14 protein-coding genes and 1 pseudogene are annotated in these 15789 nt (G+C 71.7%); 7 read left to right on the forward strand and 8 right to left on the reverse strand.

Going from position 1 to position 15789, the window contains the following annotated elements:
• Positions 1-190: 190 nt before the first annotated feature.
• Positions 191-1258 (forward strand): annotated as a pseudogene (locus SSP24_RS27530) (FAD-dependent monooxygenase); the annotation flags it as partial.
• Positions 1259-1430: 172 nt separating this feature from the next.
• Entirely contained in the window at positions 1431-2363 is a 933-nt protein-coding gene (locus tag SSP24_RS27535) for a class I SAM-dependent methyltransferase (RefSeq protein WP_141312413.1), read from the forward strand.
• A 16-nt stretch (positions 2364-2379) separates the two neighbouring features.
• On the opposite strand, the gene SSP24_RS27540 is transcribed toward SSP24_RS27535, so the two are convergent.
• Positions 2380-2955 (reverse strand): Uma2 family endonuclease, encoded by a 576-nt coding sequence (locus tag SSP24_RS27540; protein ID WP_141312414.1) that lies wholly within the window; start codon positions 2953-2955, stop codon positions 2380-2382.
• A gap of 93 nt (positions 2956-3048) precedes the next feature.
• Positions 3049-4629, reverse strand: coding sequence for an acyl-CoA mutase large subunit family protein (locus SSP24_RS27545; protein WP_141312415.1), 1581 nt, complete (start codon positions 4627-4629; stop codon positions 3049-3051).
• Positions 4630-4760: 131 nt separating this feature from the next.
• Between SSP24_RS27545 and SSP24_RS27550 the strand changes: the two genes are divergently transcribed.
• On the forward strand, positions 4761-5612 hold the full coding sequence (locus SSP24_RS27550) for a L,D-transpeptidase family protein (protein WP_141312416.1): 852 nt from the start codon (positions 4761-4763) through the stop codon (positions 5610-5612).
• 201 nt (positions 5613-5813) lie between these two features.
• Here the strand turns inward: SSP24_RS27550 and SSP24_RS27555 are convergent, their stop codons facing one another.
• From SSP24_RS27555 to SSP24_RS27575, 5 genes are all read right to left on the reverse strand, one after another.
• Positions 5814-6854: a hypothetical protein gene (locus SSP24_RS27555; protein ID WP_141312417.1), complete on the reverse strand. Its 1041-nt coding sequence runs from the start codon at positions 6852-6854 to the stop codon at positions 5814-5816.
• The gene (locus SSP24_RS27560; protein ID WP_141312418.1) at positions 6854-7522 is read right to left on the reverse strand and encodes an RNA polymerase sigma factor; all 669 of its coding nucleotides are present in this window, start codon (positions 7520-7522) and stop codon (positions 6854-6856) included. The genes SSP24_RS27555 and SSP24_RS27560 overlap by 1 nt, the downstream gene beginning before the upstream one ends.
• 394 nt (positions 7523-7916) lie before the next feature.
• Positions 7917-8756, reverse strand: a complete 840-nt coding sequence (locus tag SSP24_RS27565; RefSeq protein WP_141312419.1) for a hypothetical protein — start codon at positions 8754-8756, stop codon at positions 7917-7919.
• Between the two features lie 118 nt (positions 8757-8874).
• Positions 8875-9492: an RNA polymerase sigma factor gene (locus tag SSP24_RS27570; RefSeq protein ID WP_141312420.1), complete on the reverse strand. Its 618-nt coding sequence runs from the start codon at positions 9490-9492 to the stop codon at positions 8875-8877.
• Between the two features lie 118 nt (positions 9493-9610).
• Entirely contained in the window at positions 9611-10543 is a 933-nt protein-coding gene (locus tag SSP24_RS27575) for a hypothetical protein (protein ID WP_141312421.1), read from the reverse strand.
• A gap of 237 nt (positions 10544-10780) precedes the next feature.
• On the opposite strand from SSP24_RS27575, the gene SSP24_RS27580 reads away from it, so the two are divergent.
• The 4 genes from SSP24_RS27580 (at position 10781) to SSP24_RS27590 (ending at position 15102) form a co-directional block, all read left to right on the forward strand.
• Complete coding sequence (locus tag SSP24_RS27580; protein WP_141312422.1) at positions 10781-11671, forward strand: septum formation family protein; 891 nt, start codon at positions 10781-10783, stop codon at positions 11669-11671.
• Positions 11672-11900: 229 nt separating this feature from the next.
• On the forward strand, positions 11901-12194 hold the full coding sequence (locus tag SSP24_RS27585; protein WP_229865968.1) for a hypothetical protein: 294 nt from the start codon (positions 11901-11903) through the stop codon (positions 12192-12194).
• Between the two features lie 162 nt (positions 12195-12356).
• On the forward strand, positions 12357-13037 hold the full coding sequence (locus SSP24_RS44325; protein ID WP_229865966.1) for a hypothetical protein: 681 nt from the start codon (positions 12357-12359) through the stop codon (positions 13035-13037).
• Positions 13038-13083: 46 nt separating this feature from the next.
• Complete coding sequence (locus tag SSP24_RS27590) at positions 13084-15102, forward strand: FG-GAP-like repeat-containing protein (protein WP_229865964.1); 2019 nt, start codon at positions 13084-13086, stop codon at positions 15100-15102.
• 71 nt (positions 15103-15173) lie between these two features.
• Here SSP24_RS27590 and SSP24_RS27595 read toward each other — a convergent pair whose 3' ends face one another.
• A complete protein-coding gene (locus SSP24_RS27595; protein ID WP_167529727.1) occupies positions 15174-15590 on the reverse strand; it encodes a hypothetical protein in 417 nt (138 codons plus the stop codon).
• Positions 15591-15789 lie beyond the last annotated feature (199 nt).

The following is a 15789-nucleotide window of genomic DNA, read 5'->3' on the forward strand; positions in this document are numbered from 1 at the left end:
GGACACGGGGCGGGGCGCGGGCGATGCGAGGGCCGACGCGAGGCGAGGCCCGGACGATGCGAGTGCAGACGCGAGGCTGGACGCGGACGGTACTAGGGCCGACACGGGACGACCTACGGACGCCGAAACCCGCGGTCGCCACGCCGAAGCCCGCGCCCACCACGCCACCGCCGCCAACCCGACCCTCCGCGCCAGCCACCCCGAAGCCGCCGCCCTGACCCCCCGCGCCAGCCACGCCACCGCCGCCACCCCAACCCCCCGCACCCGCCACCCCGAAACCGCCACCACCCCAACCCTCCGCGCCCGCTACGTCATCGCCGCCGACGGCGGTCGTTCCGTTCTCCGGCGTGCTCTCGGGATCGATATGACCGGCGAGACCGTCGACCCGAGCCCGATGCTGGTGGCGGACGTGCGGATCTCCGGGCTCGACCGGGACAACTGGCACATCTTCCCGCCCCGCGAGAACGGCGACTTCCTCGCGATCTGCCCCCTCGCCAGCACCGACGACTTCCAGCTCGTCGCAAGCTTCCCGGAGGGCACCTCGCCGGACCTGTCCCTCGACGGGATCCGCAAGCTCGTCGCCGCCCGCTCCCACCTCTCCCCCGACGATGTCACCGAGGTGCGCTGGGCCTCGGACTTCCGGTTGCGGGCGGCGCTCGCGGACCGGTTCCGGGCGGGGCGGGTCTTCCTCGCCGGGGACGCGGCGCATGTGCACTCACCGGCCGGCGGACAGGGGCTCAACACCAGCGTGCAGGACGCCTACAACCTGGGCTGGAAGCTCGGCGCGGTGCTGCGCGGCCACGCCCCGGCCACGCTCCTCGACACCTACGAGGAGGAACGGCGCCCCATCGCCGCCCACATGCTCGGACTGTCCACCGGCGTCCACCGCGGCGAGGTCCGACGCGGCGCGGCAACCCGTCAGCTGGGGCTGGGCCACCGCGGCTCCTCGCTCACCAAGGAGACCCGCACCCGCATCGGCGCCGGGCTGCGTGCGGGCGACCGCGCACCGGACGGTATCGCGGGTGACGTACGGCTGTTCGACGCCTTCCGGGGCCCGCACTGGACGCTGCTCGCCGTGGGCACGGACACGGAACTGCCCGCGCTGCCCATCCCCACCCTGCGGATCAAGGCGTACGAGCCCTACGGCACCGGCGTCTTCCTGATCCGGCCCGACGGCTATGTCGGCTGGGCGGGCGAGACCGGCGCGGGACTCGCGGAATACGCCGCCCGGACGGGGGTAGCCGAAGCAATCCGGTAATCGTTCACCGGGCGTGCCGCCATTCGCGCCGCGGCCAGGGCCGCGACCGCGTACGGTACGTAGGGAATTGACCCGGTATTCACCTTCTCGGGGGTTTGGACGGGTTGTCCACCCGGGCAGGCGCCGGGCAGCTCCTGACCGGATCACCGCAACGAGGAAGTGCTCGCCTTCCATGACCACTGCACATGAGGCACCCCCGCGGCCCCGCCGGCTCGACGACGTCCCGGGCTGGTTCCCCGTACTCGACCAGGTGCTCTTCGACTGGCTCCTGAACCGGCAGGAGGCCGCGGGCGTCCGCGGCGACCTGCTGGAGGTCGGGGTCTACATGGGCAAGAGCGCGATCTTCCTGGGCCGCCATCTCCGGGAGGGCGAGCGCTACACCGTGTGCGACCTCTTCGAGGGCGACGCCCCGGACGACGCCAACCGGGCCGAGTCGACGAAGTCGTACAGCGCACTCACCCGCCAGGTCTTCGAGACCAACTACCTCTCCTTCCACGACGAACTCCCGCGCGTCGTACAGGGCCCCAGCTCGCTCGTGCCCGGCGAGGTCGAACGGGACTCCTGCCGGTTCGTGCACATCGACGGCTCGCATCTGTACGAGCATGTGTACGACGACATCGGCGCCGCGCGGGATGTCCTGCTGCCGGACGGGATCGTCGTCCTGGACGACTTCCGCTCCGAGCACACGCCCGGTGTCTCGGTCGCCGTCTGGGAGGCCGTGCTCAGCCGGGGTCTGCGTCCGATCTGCCTGAGCACGCAGAAGCTGTACGGCACCTGGGGCGACCCAAAACCGGTGCAGGAGGAGCTGCTGGCGATGGTCCGCGGGCGGGACGACTGCGGGCTCAGCGTGCAGCAGGCCGCCGGCCATCGCCTCGTCCGCCTGAAGTCCAAGGGCATGAAGTCCCCCGACTTCCCACCGTCCCGTCACGCGGCGGAGGACCCCGAGCGCACCGTGCCGAAGCTCGCCGCCTCTACGGCAAGGCGCCCGGCCCCGCCCCACAAGCCTCGCAGTCGCACCCGGAGCCTGGCGGTCGACCTGATGCCCCCACTCCTCACCCGCACCCTGCGCAAGGCCCGCGCAGCCCGGCGTCCGGCGGCACGCTGAGCGGACGGGCAGACGGTCAGCCGTCGAGGAGGGTGTCGACCGGGAGTTCCACGCGAACGCCGACGGACTCCGGCACCGGCACCCTCTGCCCGCGCTCGAAGCGCTGCGGGTCGGGGTACTTGCCGTCGGCCGGGTCGGTGTAGAGGAGCACCTCCTCGTGTTTGCGGTCGGCGATGAGGTAGGCCGGGATACCGGCCTCCGCGTAGCACTCGACCTTGGGGCCGAGGTCGTCGGACCAGTTGGACGACGTCACTTCGACGACCAGCCGGAAGACGTTCGGGGCGTAGTAGTTCTTCGTGACGTGGGCGTCGCGGAAGTCCTCGTCGACGATGGACAAATCGGGGATCGCGAAGTCCTCGGGCAACGTGGGCAACCAGAGGCCGACGCCTTGGACCCATTCAGCGCCGCTTCCCTCGATACCCGCCCGTTCGAGTGCCCTGCACATCTTGGTCAGCGACAGCCCGTGCGAGCCATCCGGCGGCGGTGTCACAGTGAGCCTCCCCTGGAGAATCTCCACGCGGTGGCCAGGCAGTGCACGGGCGAGCTGGTCGGCAGCCTCGCTCAGGGTCAGCTCCTGCTGCAGTACGGCCATGGCGTCCTCCTTTTCGGGGCCCACTCTGCGACGAGCGTAACCGGAGGTTCCCGGATTCGACCCATGATCACTCATACGGAGTAACCGCCCAGCTCAGAAGGCATCCGACGGTACGTACGTCCCCCACACCTCCCGCAGCGCGTTGCACACCTCGCCCACCGTGGCCCGTGCCCGCAGCGCCTCCCTCATCGGGTAGAGCACGTTCTCCTCGCCCCCGGCCGCCTTCCGCAGCGCCGCCAGGGCCGAGTCCACCGCCCGCTGGTCGCGTTCGGCGCGCAGCTTGGCCAGGCGTTCCGCCTGCTGGGCCTCGATGGCGGGGTCGACGCGCAGTGGCTCGTAGGGTTCCTCCTCGTCGATGGTGAAGCGGTTCACGCCGACCACGACCCGCTCGCCCGCGTCCGTCTCCTGGGCGATCCGGTAGGCGTTCCGCTCGATCTCGCCCTTCTGGAAGCCGCGTTCGATCGCGGCCACGGAGCCGCCCAGTTCCTCGACCTTCGTCATGAGCTCGACGGCGGCCGCCTCGACGTCGTCCGTCATCCGCTCGATGGCGTAGGACCCGGCGAAGGGGTCGACGGTCGCGGTCACGTCGGTCTCGTGGGCCAGCACCTGCTGGGTGCGCAGGGCGAGGCGCGCGCTCTTGTCGGTCGGGAGGGCGATCGCCTCGTCGAAGGAGTTGGTGTGCAGGGACTGGGTACCGCCGAGCACCGCGGCCAGAGCCTGGACGGCGACGCGGACCAGGTTCACCTCGGGCTGCTGGGCGGTCAGTTGCACCCCGGCCGTCTGGGTGTGGAAGCGCAGCATCATCGACTTGGGGTTCCGCGCACCGAACTCCTCCCGCATCACCCGTGCCCAGATCCGGCGGGCGGCACGGAACTTGGCGACCTCCTCCAGGATCGTCGTACGGGCGACGAAGAAGAAGGACAGGCGCGGGGCGAAGTCGTCGACGTCCATGCCGGCGGCGACGGCCGTACGGACGTACTCGATGCCGTTGGCGAAGGTGAACGCGATCTCCTGCGCGGGGGACGCGCCCGCCTCGGCCATGTGGTAGCCGGAGATCGAGATGGTGTTCCACTTGGGGATCTCGGCCCGGCAGTACTTGAAGATGTCGGCGATCAGCCGCAGGGACGGCTTGGGCGGGAAGATGTACGTCCCGCGCGCGATGTACTCCTTCAGGACGTCGTTCTGGATCGTGCCCGTCAGCTGGTCCGCCCGCACCCCCTGCTCCTCCGCGACCAGCTGGTACAGCAGCAACAGCAGCGCGGCCGGGGCGTTGATCGTCATCGATGTCGACACCTGGTCCAGCGGGATACCGCCGAAGAGCACCCGCATGTCGTCGATCGAGTCGATGGCGACGCCCACCTTGCCGACCTCGCCGTGCGCGAGGGGCGCGTCGGAGTCGTGGCCCATCTGGGTGGGCAGGTCGAAGGCGACCGACAGGCCGGCCGTGCCGTGTGCGATCAGCTGGCGGTAGCGGGCGTTGGACTCCGTCGCCGTGCCGAAGCCCGCGTACTGGCGCATGGTCCAGGGGCGGCCCGTGTACATCGACGGGTACACACCGCGCGTGAAGGGGTACGCGCCGGGCTCGCCCAGCCGTACGGCCGGGTTCCAGCCGTCCAGGGCATCCGGCCCGTACACCGGTTCGATGGGCAGTCCGGACTCCGACTCGTGCGCCATGGTGGGTGCCTTCCGCCGAGCAGTGACTCACTCTCTCCTTCATAACGATGCCGCGCCGTTCGCAACCCGTCACGCGCGGGAAGCCATCTCAGGGGACACCAGTGCACTTCGGTGAGAGGGCGGGGACTGGCATGCGCACTGCTGGTACGGGGAGGGCGATCGCCGCGCTGGCGGCGCTGGTGACGGTGTGCGGCTGCACCGCGCAGGCCGTGGACGCGGACGGAAAGCCACGCGGGCCGATCCATATCGACGTCACCACTACGGCGCCCGCCGCGCCGCCACCCGCCACGTCCGAGGACCCTGCGAAGCCACCCGCCACGTCCAAGGCCCCCGCGAAGCCGCCCGCCCCGCCCCCGGTCCTGTGGTCACGCGGCGACTCCGGCCGTGACGTGCGCGAACTCCAGGCCCGGCTGAGGCAGATCGCCTGGCTGTTCGACGGCCCGACGGGGACGTACGACGACCTTACCGAGCAGGCCGTACGGGGTTTCCAGGGCAAGCGCGGGCTGCCGCAGACGGGCACCACGGACACCGTCACCTGGCAGCGGCTGCTGAAGATGACCCGCGAGCCCGGCCACTGGGACCTGTACCTGATGGGCGGCCAGCCCGCCGACGCACCCGACGCGCGCTGTCTGACCGGCCGCGTGCTGTGCATCAGCAAGTCGAGCCGCACCCTGCGCTGGATGATCGACGGCCGCACGCTCACGACCCTGCCGGTGCGCTTCGGCTCGACGTCCACGCCCACCCGGGAGGGCCAGTTCCAGGTGTACTGGAAGTCCCGCCACCACCACTCCACGCTGTACGACTCGCCGATGCCGTACGCCATGTTCTTCAGCGGCGGACAGGCCGTGCACTACTCGTCCGACTTCGCGGCCCGGGGCTATGCCGGGGCCTCGCACGGCTGCGTCAACGTCCGGGAGGAGGCGGCGATCGCGCAGCTGTTCGGGGAGGTGCGGAACGGCGACAAGGTCGTCGTCCACTGGTGAGGTTTGGGGCGCGGGCGGGACCGGGGGAACGTGTCCCGCCCGCGCTCAGGTGCACGAGCCGTAGGTACGGGGGGAACCCCGGCTCCGTGCGACAGCCGATGACCAGTCGGCTCACTCAGTACTGCGCCGACGCGGCCGAAAACGTCACACCCCCGGCGAAGAAATATCGAAGAAATATCCAGGGGATGACGAAACCGCAGGTCAGAGGGCTGATTGCGAGGGATTCGGGGTCGGCAGCAGCGACTGCGCCCTCCTGGGCAGGCCGGGCGTGAGGGCCGGCGACCCCGACAAGGAACCCGAGCCGCCGGTGAGGCCGGGGGCTGTGCCGCCCTCCCCGTCGCCCTCGCCGCCGTCGCCGCTGCTGCTGCCCTCGTCGCCGTCCTTGCCGCCCGCCTTCTCGCCGTCGCCCTTGTCGCCCTTGCCCGAGCCCTTGTCCTCCTGGGCGTCGGAGCCGCCGAGGACGGCCGCGCAGTACTTGCGCACGCCTGAGGAACCGCCCGCCGCCTCCGTCAGGGCCCGCTTGCGGGCGGCGTCCAGGCTCTTGCCGTCGCGCACGTCGCGGCAGGCCAGGATGACTGCCTTCCGCCAGTTGCCGGCGTCACCGCCCGTGCTCCTCTCGGTGTCCCCGCCGGTGGAGGGGGTGTCGTCGCCGGAGGGATCGGGGCTTTCGGTGGCGGGGCCGCTCGTGGTGCCGTCCGGCGTGGCCGAGCCGGGCTGCTCGCGCTGCGTCGGCGGGGGTGAGACCTGCGGACGCTCGGGCGGCTCGGCGACCGAGACCGACGCGGCGGGGCCGGGTTCGTCGTCGAGGAAGGGCGGCGTGCCCAGCACTCCGGTTCCGGCCGCGACGGCCACCCCGCCGGCCATGGCGACGGCCAGCGCCGCGGCCAGCCCCAACCGCACGGGACGGCCCCAGCGCGGGCGCCGGGCAGCGGTCGTACGGCCACCGGTGCGGCCGCCGATGTGCACCAGCCCGGCGTCGGACGGCTGCCTGCGGCCGGGCACGTCAAGGGCGGCGCGCTCGCTGTCGCGCTCCGCCCGCACCTTGCGGAAGGCGGCCAGGGCTGCGCCCTCGCCGGGGAGTTCGTCGCTGGTCAGCGGTGGTTTCGCGGAGAGCGCGCCGAGCGTGTGGGCGAGCCGGGCGGCCTGCTCGCGGGTGGCGGAGTCGGCAGCGTCCAGTGGCTCTCCGCTCAGCAAACGCTCCGCCGTTTCGCGGTTCAGCCACCTGTACTGCTCGTCGGCCATCACATGTCCTTCTGCGTCCGCGTGCGCGTAGGCGTCACACTCGCGGACGTCACCGCGCGATCGCGCGGTTCTCGCTGGGGCGGCAGGGCATCGAGCACACCGGCCGATTCCGGATCGTCGCCGAGGTCGCCGAGCAGCTCGGCGAGGCGTTTCAAACCCCGGTGCGCCGCGGTGCGCACGGCTCCCGCCCGTTTGCCGAGCGTCTCGGCGGCGCTCTTCGCGTCCAGGCCCACCACCACTCGCAGCACCACGGCCTCGGCCTGGTCCTGCGGCAGCCGGGCGATCAGGGAGAGGGCGTGGTCGGTGGCCAGGGCCTCGATGGCCTCGCCGGCGGTGTCGGACTCGGCGGCCCGGCCGGTCAGCTCGGTCTCGTCACCGCCGATCGCGGGCCGCCGCCCACGCATCCGTATGTGATCCAGCGCACGGTTGCGGGCTATTCGGGCGGCCCACCCCCGGAACCGGTCCGCGTCACCGTCGAACCGCTCCAGGTCCCGCGCTATCTGCAGCCAGGCCTCGGACGCCACGTCCTCGGCGTCCGGGTCGCCGACCAGCGTCCGTACGTATCCGAGCAACCGCGGGTGCACCGCGCGATACACCGTCCGGAACGCGGTCTCGTCCCCGCCCTGTGCCGCGAGCACCGCGGCCGTCAGCTCCGCGTCGTCCCCCACCGCGCGCGCCCTTCTTTGCGCCTAAGCCGGCGCCGCTCTCGCGGACCGGGTCCTCGCCGTTGTGGTTCCTCAATCAGTGGTCGCGGTCCAAGGACCGCTGTGGTTGCGGTGGTCGTGTTGCCTCCGCACTCCGGCGCGAAAGGCACGTTACGTCTTGAAACCGCTCCCCGTCCATGTGCGTAGCCGATGCAACTAACTCGTGACGCGTTGGGGTGTGACAGAAAACGCAGTCAGTGCGCTGAAGAAAGTACGGGCCGCCGCGCGGCCCGTGCCGCGCGACGGCCGGGGCCTCTCCTGTGGGGGGTGGCGGCCCCGGCCGTTGCCTTGGCGCATGGCTCGCGGCGCCGCAGGTGGAGACACCGGAGCGCGCCAGGCCAGGGTCTTTCCCCGTGGGTCAGTTCTTCTTCCCGTTGCTGGTGGCCTTTTCGGCCTGGTCGTCGCCTGTGCCACTGTTCGCGTTCCCCGCGCCGGTGTTCGCGTTCCCCGCGCCACGCTCCGCGTTGTCGGCGCCATTGTCGCCGGCACCGTTCGTCGCGTTGGCGGCTCCGCCGCCCGGCGTGGCCGCCCGGCTCGGCCTGCCCTTGGCCGCCGCCCGCGCCAACTGCTCGGCGCAGTACACGGCGACCCTCTCCTCACCGCCCGCCTCCGTGACGAGCCGCTGCCAGGCCGTGGCGTCCAGCGCGTTGCCGCGGCCCTCGACCTGGTCGTAGGCGCGGCACCTGGCCTCGGTGTCCTGAGCGGTGGACGGGTGGCCGGGCTTCGCGGGGGCGGCGTCGGACGCCGCGGAGGACGGCTCGGCGCCCGGCAGGTCGGGGGCACTGGTCGGCGGGGTGGGCCTGCCCCGGTCGTCGGCGGGGCCGTCCGGCGAGTCGGACGAGCCGATCGCGGCGACCGCTACGCCGCCCAGCGCGAGGCTCGCGATGAACAGGGAGAGCGTGGTCTTCACCGGCAGCACCAGCCGCCGCTGCTCGCGGGGCCGCCAGTCGTCCCGGCGCCGGGTGCGCGCCCGGTGTGCCCCCGCGTCCCGGGCGGCCCGGAACGCGGCAACGGCCCGCTGCTCGCCCTCGGTGTCCGGGCGGTGCCCGCCCAGCACGGCAGCGGAGAGCAGCGCCTCCAGCGCGGCGTCGTCGGGGGCTGTTTTCGGGCCGGCCACGTGCCCGTGCCCGGAGGCGAAGCCGTAAGGGTGCACACGCCGACGGCCGGGGGACCCACCGCCGATCTGCCGTTCACCCATGTCTGCTTCCCGTCCTTGTCCGACCTGTTTTGATATGGCCTGTGGGGCCTGATGGCCTGTGGGGCTCACGCACACGGTCGCGATATGCCGCTCCGGCCACCGCCGTCACACTCGCTGTTCATTTCGATTCCCCCAGCGTCCGAGGGCCGTCATCCGTCACACCTTCGACGCCCAGCTGCTTGGCCAGGCGCTTCAGCCCTCGGTACGCGGCCGTCCGCACCGCGCCCGGGCGCTTGTCGAGGACGCGTGCGGCCGTGGGGGCGTCGAGGCCGACGACGACCCGCAGCAGCACGGCCTCGGCCTGGTCCCGTGGCAGCCTGCGGACCAGCTCCAGGGCATGCTCCGTGGAGATCGACTCCAGCGCCTCGTCGTGCGTGCTGTGCGGACCGGGCAGCTCCAGCACGTCCTGTTCCAGCGCCGACGACCGGGGCCGCACCTTCTGTCGGCGCAGATGGTCCAGCGCCCGGTGCCGGGCGATGGTCGCCGTCCAGCCCCGGAACCCGGCCCCGTCGCCCCTGAACCGGCCCAGGTCCCGGGCGATCTCCAGCCAGGCGTCGGACACCACGTCCTCGGCGTCGTCGCCGACCAGCCCGCGCAGGTACCCGAGCAGTCCTGGCTGCACCAGCCGGTACGCGACCGCGAAGGCGGCCTCGTCGCCTTCCTGGGCCCGCGCGACGGCCGCGCCCAATTCCCCGTCGTACGCGTGCACGCGGCGGGGTTCGCCTGCCTGGCCCAAGAACTGTCCTCGTCCGTACCGGTTCGTAGCGGGTTCGTACCGTGCGGCACGGCCGCCCTTGCCCTTGTCCTCCACGGTCCTCAGCGTCAGTCCGGAGGCAAATGTCACAGCGCGTCCGTCACCGCACTCCGTCTGGCAGCACGACGGCTTCCTCATGCGGCCCCGAGGTCCGCTCGGTCACGTCCTGGCCGTAGCGGATGGTCCGACTCCCATAGGGGATGTGCAGGACGCACCGGAAGGTGTGCGAAGTGACCTGGTACGTCGAGGAGTCGAGGACGAGCGACTCCTCGGCACGCTCCACGGTGATCCCGCTCTCCGGCGCCGTGACCCCGGCCGCGCGCAGCTGCTCAAGGGTCGGGGCGAGTTCACGCAGGGCCTTGCCTACGACGCCCTGGTCCCGTACGGCGGTCAGCGCGCCGGACGTCGTCCGGACGCGCAGCTCGATCCGCTGGTCCGAGGCGGTGAGGGAGACCGCGTCGCCGTAGTCCTCGAACGCGTCCAGCGCGGCGACCGGATCCTCGACCTTGTCCGCGATCTCCGGGTCGGAGAGGGGCCCTTGCCGCCAGGCGGCGTCGCCCTCCTTCACGTACCCGACGCCGTCGACGACGTAGATCTCCTCGGACTTGGTCGTGCCCTTGCTGCTCCGGCTGCTGCCCGTGGAGTGCAGCGCCCACGGATCGCCGGTCGTCCGGTACACGTCCGCCGAGTAGGTCGCGCCGCTCTCCTGCCCCTGCAGGACCAGCTCCTCGCTCCCCCGCACGGTGAATCGCCAGCCCTCCTCCGCGGCCATCGCCTCCTTGGCCCGGGTGAGGAACTCCGCGACGGTCTGGGGGGTGGGTGCGGGCTCGGTCCCGGCGGGTGCGGCGTCCTGGTGGCTCGGCTCGGAGGGCGGCACGTCGGCTGCCGAGCACCCCACGAGTACGGCGGAGACGAGGAGCGCGGTCGTCGCGGCGAGGCGCCTTCTCACGACCTTGCCGAGCGGGTTCCACATCCGCCTGTCCGGCCCGCGCAGGCCGGCCACCCGCGGTATGCGTTCGTCCGCTCTGCTCATCGGAACCCCCACCCCTTTGGTCGGTCGGCGCAAGGACGCCTTTTCGTCCTCCCGCTGATCAAGCGGATGTCGCCTCGTGAGCATCACGGGTGACGAACGTGTTCCTTGGCACACAGCGAAGTCACAGGACGCGTACAACCTTTTGACGCCTCGCGCGTCCGCCAGGCAACGCATCCACAGGGGTGGCATACGATGCGCGCGCCCTTGATAAAGATCCCGTAAGAGGATGTGCGCACCATGGCAACACGCGTCCTGCACCGCCCCATTCGCGGCATATATGCCGTCGTCGCCCTGCTCGCGATCGGCGCGGTGGGGTGCTCGGATGTCTCGGATGCCGTCGACAGCGCCAAGGACGGCGCGAAGAAGATGGCCCGCCAGCGATCGGTGTTCTCGCTGGGCATCGGGGACTGCTACAACCCGAACGGCGAGGTCGCGGGCGAGACGTTCGCCGTCGAGATCGTGCCCTGCGGCGAGGCGCACGCGGGTCAGGTCGTCGGCGAATTCAACATCGACGGAGAGAAGACGTACCCCGGCGAGGACGCGGTCGCGGCGATCGCCGACGAGCGGTGCCCGGTCGAGGCGGGGAAGTTCGCCCAGGACACCTGGGCGCTCCCCAAGGGGGTCGACCTCTTCTACTACACCCCGACCAAGGAGAGCTGGGCGACGGGTGACCGCGCCGTGAGCTGCACCTACACCAGTGAATCGGGCAAGTCCACCGGCTCACTGCAGGCCGACGCGAAGTCCTTGAAGCCCGAACAGACCGCGTACCTGAAGGGCGCGAACGCCGTCTACGACGCGCTGTGGGCGAACCAGCCCGACGCGGATTCCGTCGAGGAGGACCTGGACGGCTACAAGGCGCAGGCCAAGGCCGTCGCAGCCGCCCTCGATGCGCACCTAGAAGGCGTGCAGGACATCGAGGGAACGGAGATCGGCAAGCTCCGCGAGCAGCTGAAGAAGACCGCCGAGCACTGGAAGAAGGCCGCGAACGCCACCGACGTCGACGCGTTCTACCTCGCCTACGACCGGGCCTTCACCGGCCTCGACCCGAACAAGACGGTCGCCGCCCGCAAGGAACTGGGCCTGGCCACCACCGTCCCGGCCGACGAAGCCGAGGTCTGGGCGGCCTGACGCCCTGCGGACCGTACGGGGCCGCGTCCGCCAAGGACCCGGCCTCGCTTCCTCATGCAAGGAGGCGCAGGCGCTCGATGGCGAGGCGACCCGTACCACCCCTGCGCCAAGTGGCGCGGCTCGCACGAACTGGCGCAGTGCTTCTCACGGGCCGGTGCCCCGGCCAACTGCTGAGCATGCTGCTGTTGTACGCGTACTTCCCGCCGCACCCGCCGCCCCGAACTTCCCGGTGCCGATCGAGGTGGGCGACGCCACCCAGCTGATCACCGTGAAGGCCAGCGGCTCCTACGCCACCGTCACCGCCTGGGCGAAGGGCTCCTCCGGCTGGAAGGCGCAGTTCAGCACCAGCGCGGGGCCGGGTCGGATCCAACGGCGTGACCGACGGGGCGACCCGGCAGCAGGGCACCTACACCACCCCACCGGCACGTACACGATCACCGAGGGCGCGGACTTCCCGCTCACCGAGTCCGGCGACCGCGGCAGCGAGCGCGGCCGCGCCCACCCGCGCATCGCCATCGGCTGAACCAAACGCAGAACCAAACAGTGGCCTCCGGCACTTCGTTCCGCAATGCCGTGACGTTTCCGCACCACCCTGCGCTGACAGAGCAGGTCATCCATGTGACGGATGTGCCTCACGTCACCAACTCTTCCGGCCTTCCAGGGCCTTCTTTGGGGTGGATTCGTCATGAGTCGTCGTACCCGTCGTACGTCGCATGCGTACAGACCACTGGGCCTGAAGCGCAGAGCCTGGCTCACGCTCGGTGCCGTCGTCCTGGGGGGCGGGGGCGTCGTGACGTACGCGATCGCGGAACCGTCCGCGCCGGCCGACGCCAAGCGGGAGAGCCGTAAGCCGTCGATCCACACGCTCAAGCTCAAGGACCGCGGTTCGGGCCGCAAGGGCCTCGCCAAGCAGGACACGGACCGCTTCAGCGCGGTCGTGCTGACCTGGAACGACCCCGAGGCGCAGGCCAAGGGCACGCCCGAGGTGCGCAGCCGGGACATCGAGACCGGCAAGTGGTCGGGCTGGCAGAAGGTCGCGGTCGAGCCGAGCCAGGCGGACGGCGCGGAGGGCGCACAGGCCGCCCTTCGCGGGCGCCACGGAGTCGGCGTGGACCGGCGAGTCCGACGGCATCGAGGTGCGCCTCGTGAACGCCGACGGCACCGAAGCGGGCGGTCAGCCGACCGGTATGGACGTCAAGTTGCTGGACCCGGGCACGGATCCGGCGGGCGCCCCGTCGGCCGGCCTGCAACCGGCGGCGTTCTTGGAGGAGACCACGGCGCCGACCGGAACCACGGCACCGGCGACGACCGAACCTCCGGCCACGACCGAGCCTCCCGCCACGACCGAACCTCCGGCGCCCACTGAAACCTCCACGGACACGGCCGCGCCGACCGGTTCCCCGACCTGGACGGTGACGCCGAGCGCCCCGGCGTCCACCACGACCACCCCGCCGGCCACGCCGTCCACCTCTCCCTCCCCGACCTCCACGGTCCCGGCCCCTCGCCCCTCCACGGTCGTCAAGCCGCCGATCATCACGCAGGCCGGCTGGGGCGCGTCCACGGACTACAACGGCACGCCGGAGTACGGCACCGAGATCAAGGCCGCGGTGATCCACCACACCGGCGTGGACGGTGACAACCTGATCTCCTGCGCCGAGACCCGCGCCCGGCTGCGGACCATCCAGCAGGCGCACATCGCTCAGGGCTACTTCGACCTCGGCTACAACTTCGTCGTCGACAAGTGCGGCCAGATCTTCGAGGGCCGCAGCGGCGGCATGGACCTGCCGGTGATCGGCGCGCACGACATCGGTTTCAACACCGACACGGTCGGCATCTCCTACCTCGGCAACTTCGAGAAGGCCAAGCCGAGTCGCGCCGGGCTGGACGCGATGGCGCGGGTCATCGCGTGGAAGTTCGGGATGTACGGCGTCGACCCGACCGGCACGGTGACGCTGACCTCCGGCGCGGAGAAGGGCTACAGCGGCAACAACGTCCCGAAGGGCACGCAGATCACGGTGCCCCGCGTCCTCGGGCACCGGGACACCAACGCCACGGCCTGTCCCGGCGCCAACCTCTACCCGAAGCTGGGCCTGGTCAGGGCCCTCGCCAAGACCCCGGGCATCTCGCACGCCCTGCCCACCTCCGACTACACCCGCGACGGCATCAGCGACCTGGTCGCGGGCACCCCGAGGGCGAACTCCGTGACGGTGGTCCCGGGCGGCGTCGACGGCCCGGTCACCTCCGCGAGGAAGACGCTCACCCAGAACAGCACCGGTGTCCCCGGCGCCACCGAGACCGGGGACAACTTCGGCGCCGCCACCGCGTGGGGCGACGTCAACGGCGACGGCCGCGCCGACCTCGCGATCGGTGCCCCCGGCGAGGACGACGGCAGCGGCACCGACCGCGGCGCGGTGACCGTGCTGTACGGCCCCGGCTTCACGTCCGGCTTCGCGTACACCACCTCCGGAGTCACGGCGTCCGGCGCCAAGCTCGGCTCCACGGTCACCGTCGGCGACTTCAACGGCGACGGCAAGGCGGACGTCTTCTCGGCCGGCACCGGACGGGGCGGCAACTACAACGTCCGGCTGACCGGCGGCACCACGACGGCCGGCACCATCACCACCGCTACGGGTGCGGTGGCCTGGCTGGACTCCGCGACCGGCGACTTCAACCGGGACGGCTACGCGGACGTCGCCGTCAACTACCGCGACACCAGCGGCATCGGCCGTGTGCTCCGGTTCGCGGGCTCCGCGAAGGGCCTGACGAAGGTCGGGGTCCTCTCCGTCAAGGGCGGCCGCTCCATCGCGGCCGGCGACATGAACGCCAACGGCTACGACGACATCGTCATCGGCCAGGCGTCCACCACCGAGTCCGGGGCGAAGTCGGGCGGTCAGGTCACGATGCTCCTCGGCACCTCGACCGGCTTCACCACGACCGGCATGCGGATCGTCCACCAGGACACGTACGGCGTCCCCGACGTCAACGAGTCCGGCGACGCCCTCGGCCAGTCGGTCTCCATCGGCGACTACAACGCCGACGGCTACCCGGACGTCCTCGCCGGCGCCCCGGGCGAGGACCTCACCCGCAGCGGCGTGGCCCAGGCCAACGCGGGCAGCGCGCTCCTGATCAAGGGCAGCTCGTCCGGCCTCACCGGCACCGGCGCGCTCATGGTCTCGCAGGACACCTCGGGCGTGCCCGGCGTGACCGAGCGGGACGACAAGTTCGGCTCCGCGGTCTCGCTCACCGACCTGTCCGGGTACGGTCGCGCCGACCTGACCTTCGGCGCGGAGGGCGAGGACGCCGCCAACGGCATCGTGATGTACCTGCCGAGCAACAGCACGGGCCTCGGTTACACGCAGACCGCCGTCTACAGCAGGGTCACCCTGGGCACGCCGGCGGCGGGCCGACTGGGCGGGACGCTGACTCCGTAACGGTCCAAAACGATCAGGCCGGGATCTCGTGCGCCGCACGGGATCCCGGCCTTCGCCGTCTCGCGGCCGGGTCAGCGCCCGGACCCGCCCGCGCCGCTCGTCGCGTCCCGGCACAGCAACCGCAGCGACCCGTCGCCCGCGAAACACCGCCGCGCCTCGTCGATCGGATCCCACAGGCGGCCGTCCGGCGTGCGCACCCAGTGGTCGCCGCCGCTCGCCCACCACTCGGCCCCGGCCTGACGGACGATCACCTCACCGGTATACGCCCCGAGCCCGCGCAGCATGTTCTCCACGGCGGCGTACGGCGTCCCCTCCCGGCGCAGCTCGTCGATCATCCGGTCGGCACGCCACAGGGACTGCGCGGAGTAGTCGAGCCGCAGCCGCGCCCCCTCACGCAGGGTCGCCACCGCATCCGCCGCCCACCGCACCGGCTTCGCCGCGGCCGAGGGCCTGTTCTCCGGGGTCGCCCCCGCCTGGGTCGTCGTCACAGTCTCGGTCGTCACACTGGGTAAAGCGCCCCGCGACAACGTTTCGTCACCCGTTACCGACCACTGCCCGCAACCGGCGCAGGACCGCCCCACCGCACTCTCAGGACAGTCACAGGATCCTCCCGCCGGGGCGGGTTTACGCTCCCGAATCCGGGGCTCAGCCCTCGGGGGGGGCAAGCGCGCGGACGACGGCGTCACC

The sequence above is a fragment of the Streptomyces spinoverrucosus genome, from assembly GCF_006539505.1.
GTDB classification, from domain to species: Bacteria; Actinomycetota; Actinomycetes; order Streptomycetales; family Streptomycetaceae; genus Streptomyces; species Streptomyces spinoverrucosus.

Coding starts and splice junctions, on each gene's coding strand:
- SSP24_RS27535 (WP_141312413.1), top strand. CDS start 1,431: ATGACCACTGCACATGAGGCACCCCCGCGGCCCCGCCGGCTCGACGAC.
- SSP24_RS27540 (WP_141312414.1), bottom strand. CDS start 2,955: ATGGCCGTACTGCAGCAGGAGCTGACCCTGAGCGAGGCTGCCGACCAG.
- SSP24_RS27545 (WP_141312415.1), bottom strand. CDS start 4,629: ATGGCGCACGAGTCGGAGTCCGGACTGCCCATCGAACCGGTGTACGGG.
- SSP24_RS27550 (WP_141312416.1), top strand. CDS start 4,761: ATGCGCACTGCTGGTACGGGGAGGGCGATCGCCGCGCTGGCGGCGCTG.
- SSP24_RS27555 (WP_141312417.1), bottom strand. CDS start 6,854: ATGGCCGACGAGCAGTACAGGTGGCTGAACCGCGAAACGGCGGAGCGT.
- SSP24_RS27565 (WP_141312419.1), bottom strand. CDS start 8,756: ATGGGTGAACGGCAGATCGGCGGTGGGTCCCCCGGCCGTCGGCGTGTG.
- SSP24_RS27575 (WP_141312421.1), bottom strand. CDS start 10,543: ATGAGCAGAGCGGACGAACGCATACCGCGGGTGGCCGGCCTGCGCGGG.
- SSP24_RS27580 (WP_141312422.1), top strand. CDS start 10,781: ATGGCAACACGCGTCCTGCACCGCCCCATTCGCGGCATATATGCCGTC.
- SSP24_RS44325 (WP_229865966.1), top strand. CDS start 12,357: ATGAGTCGTCGTACCCGTCGTACGTCGCATGCGTACAGACCACTGGGC.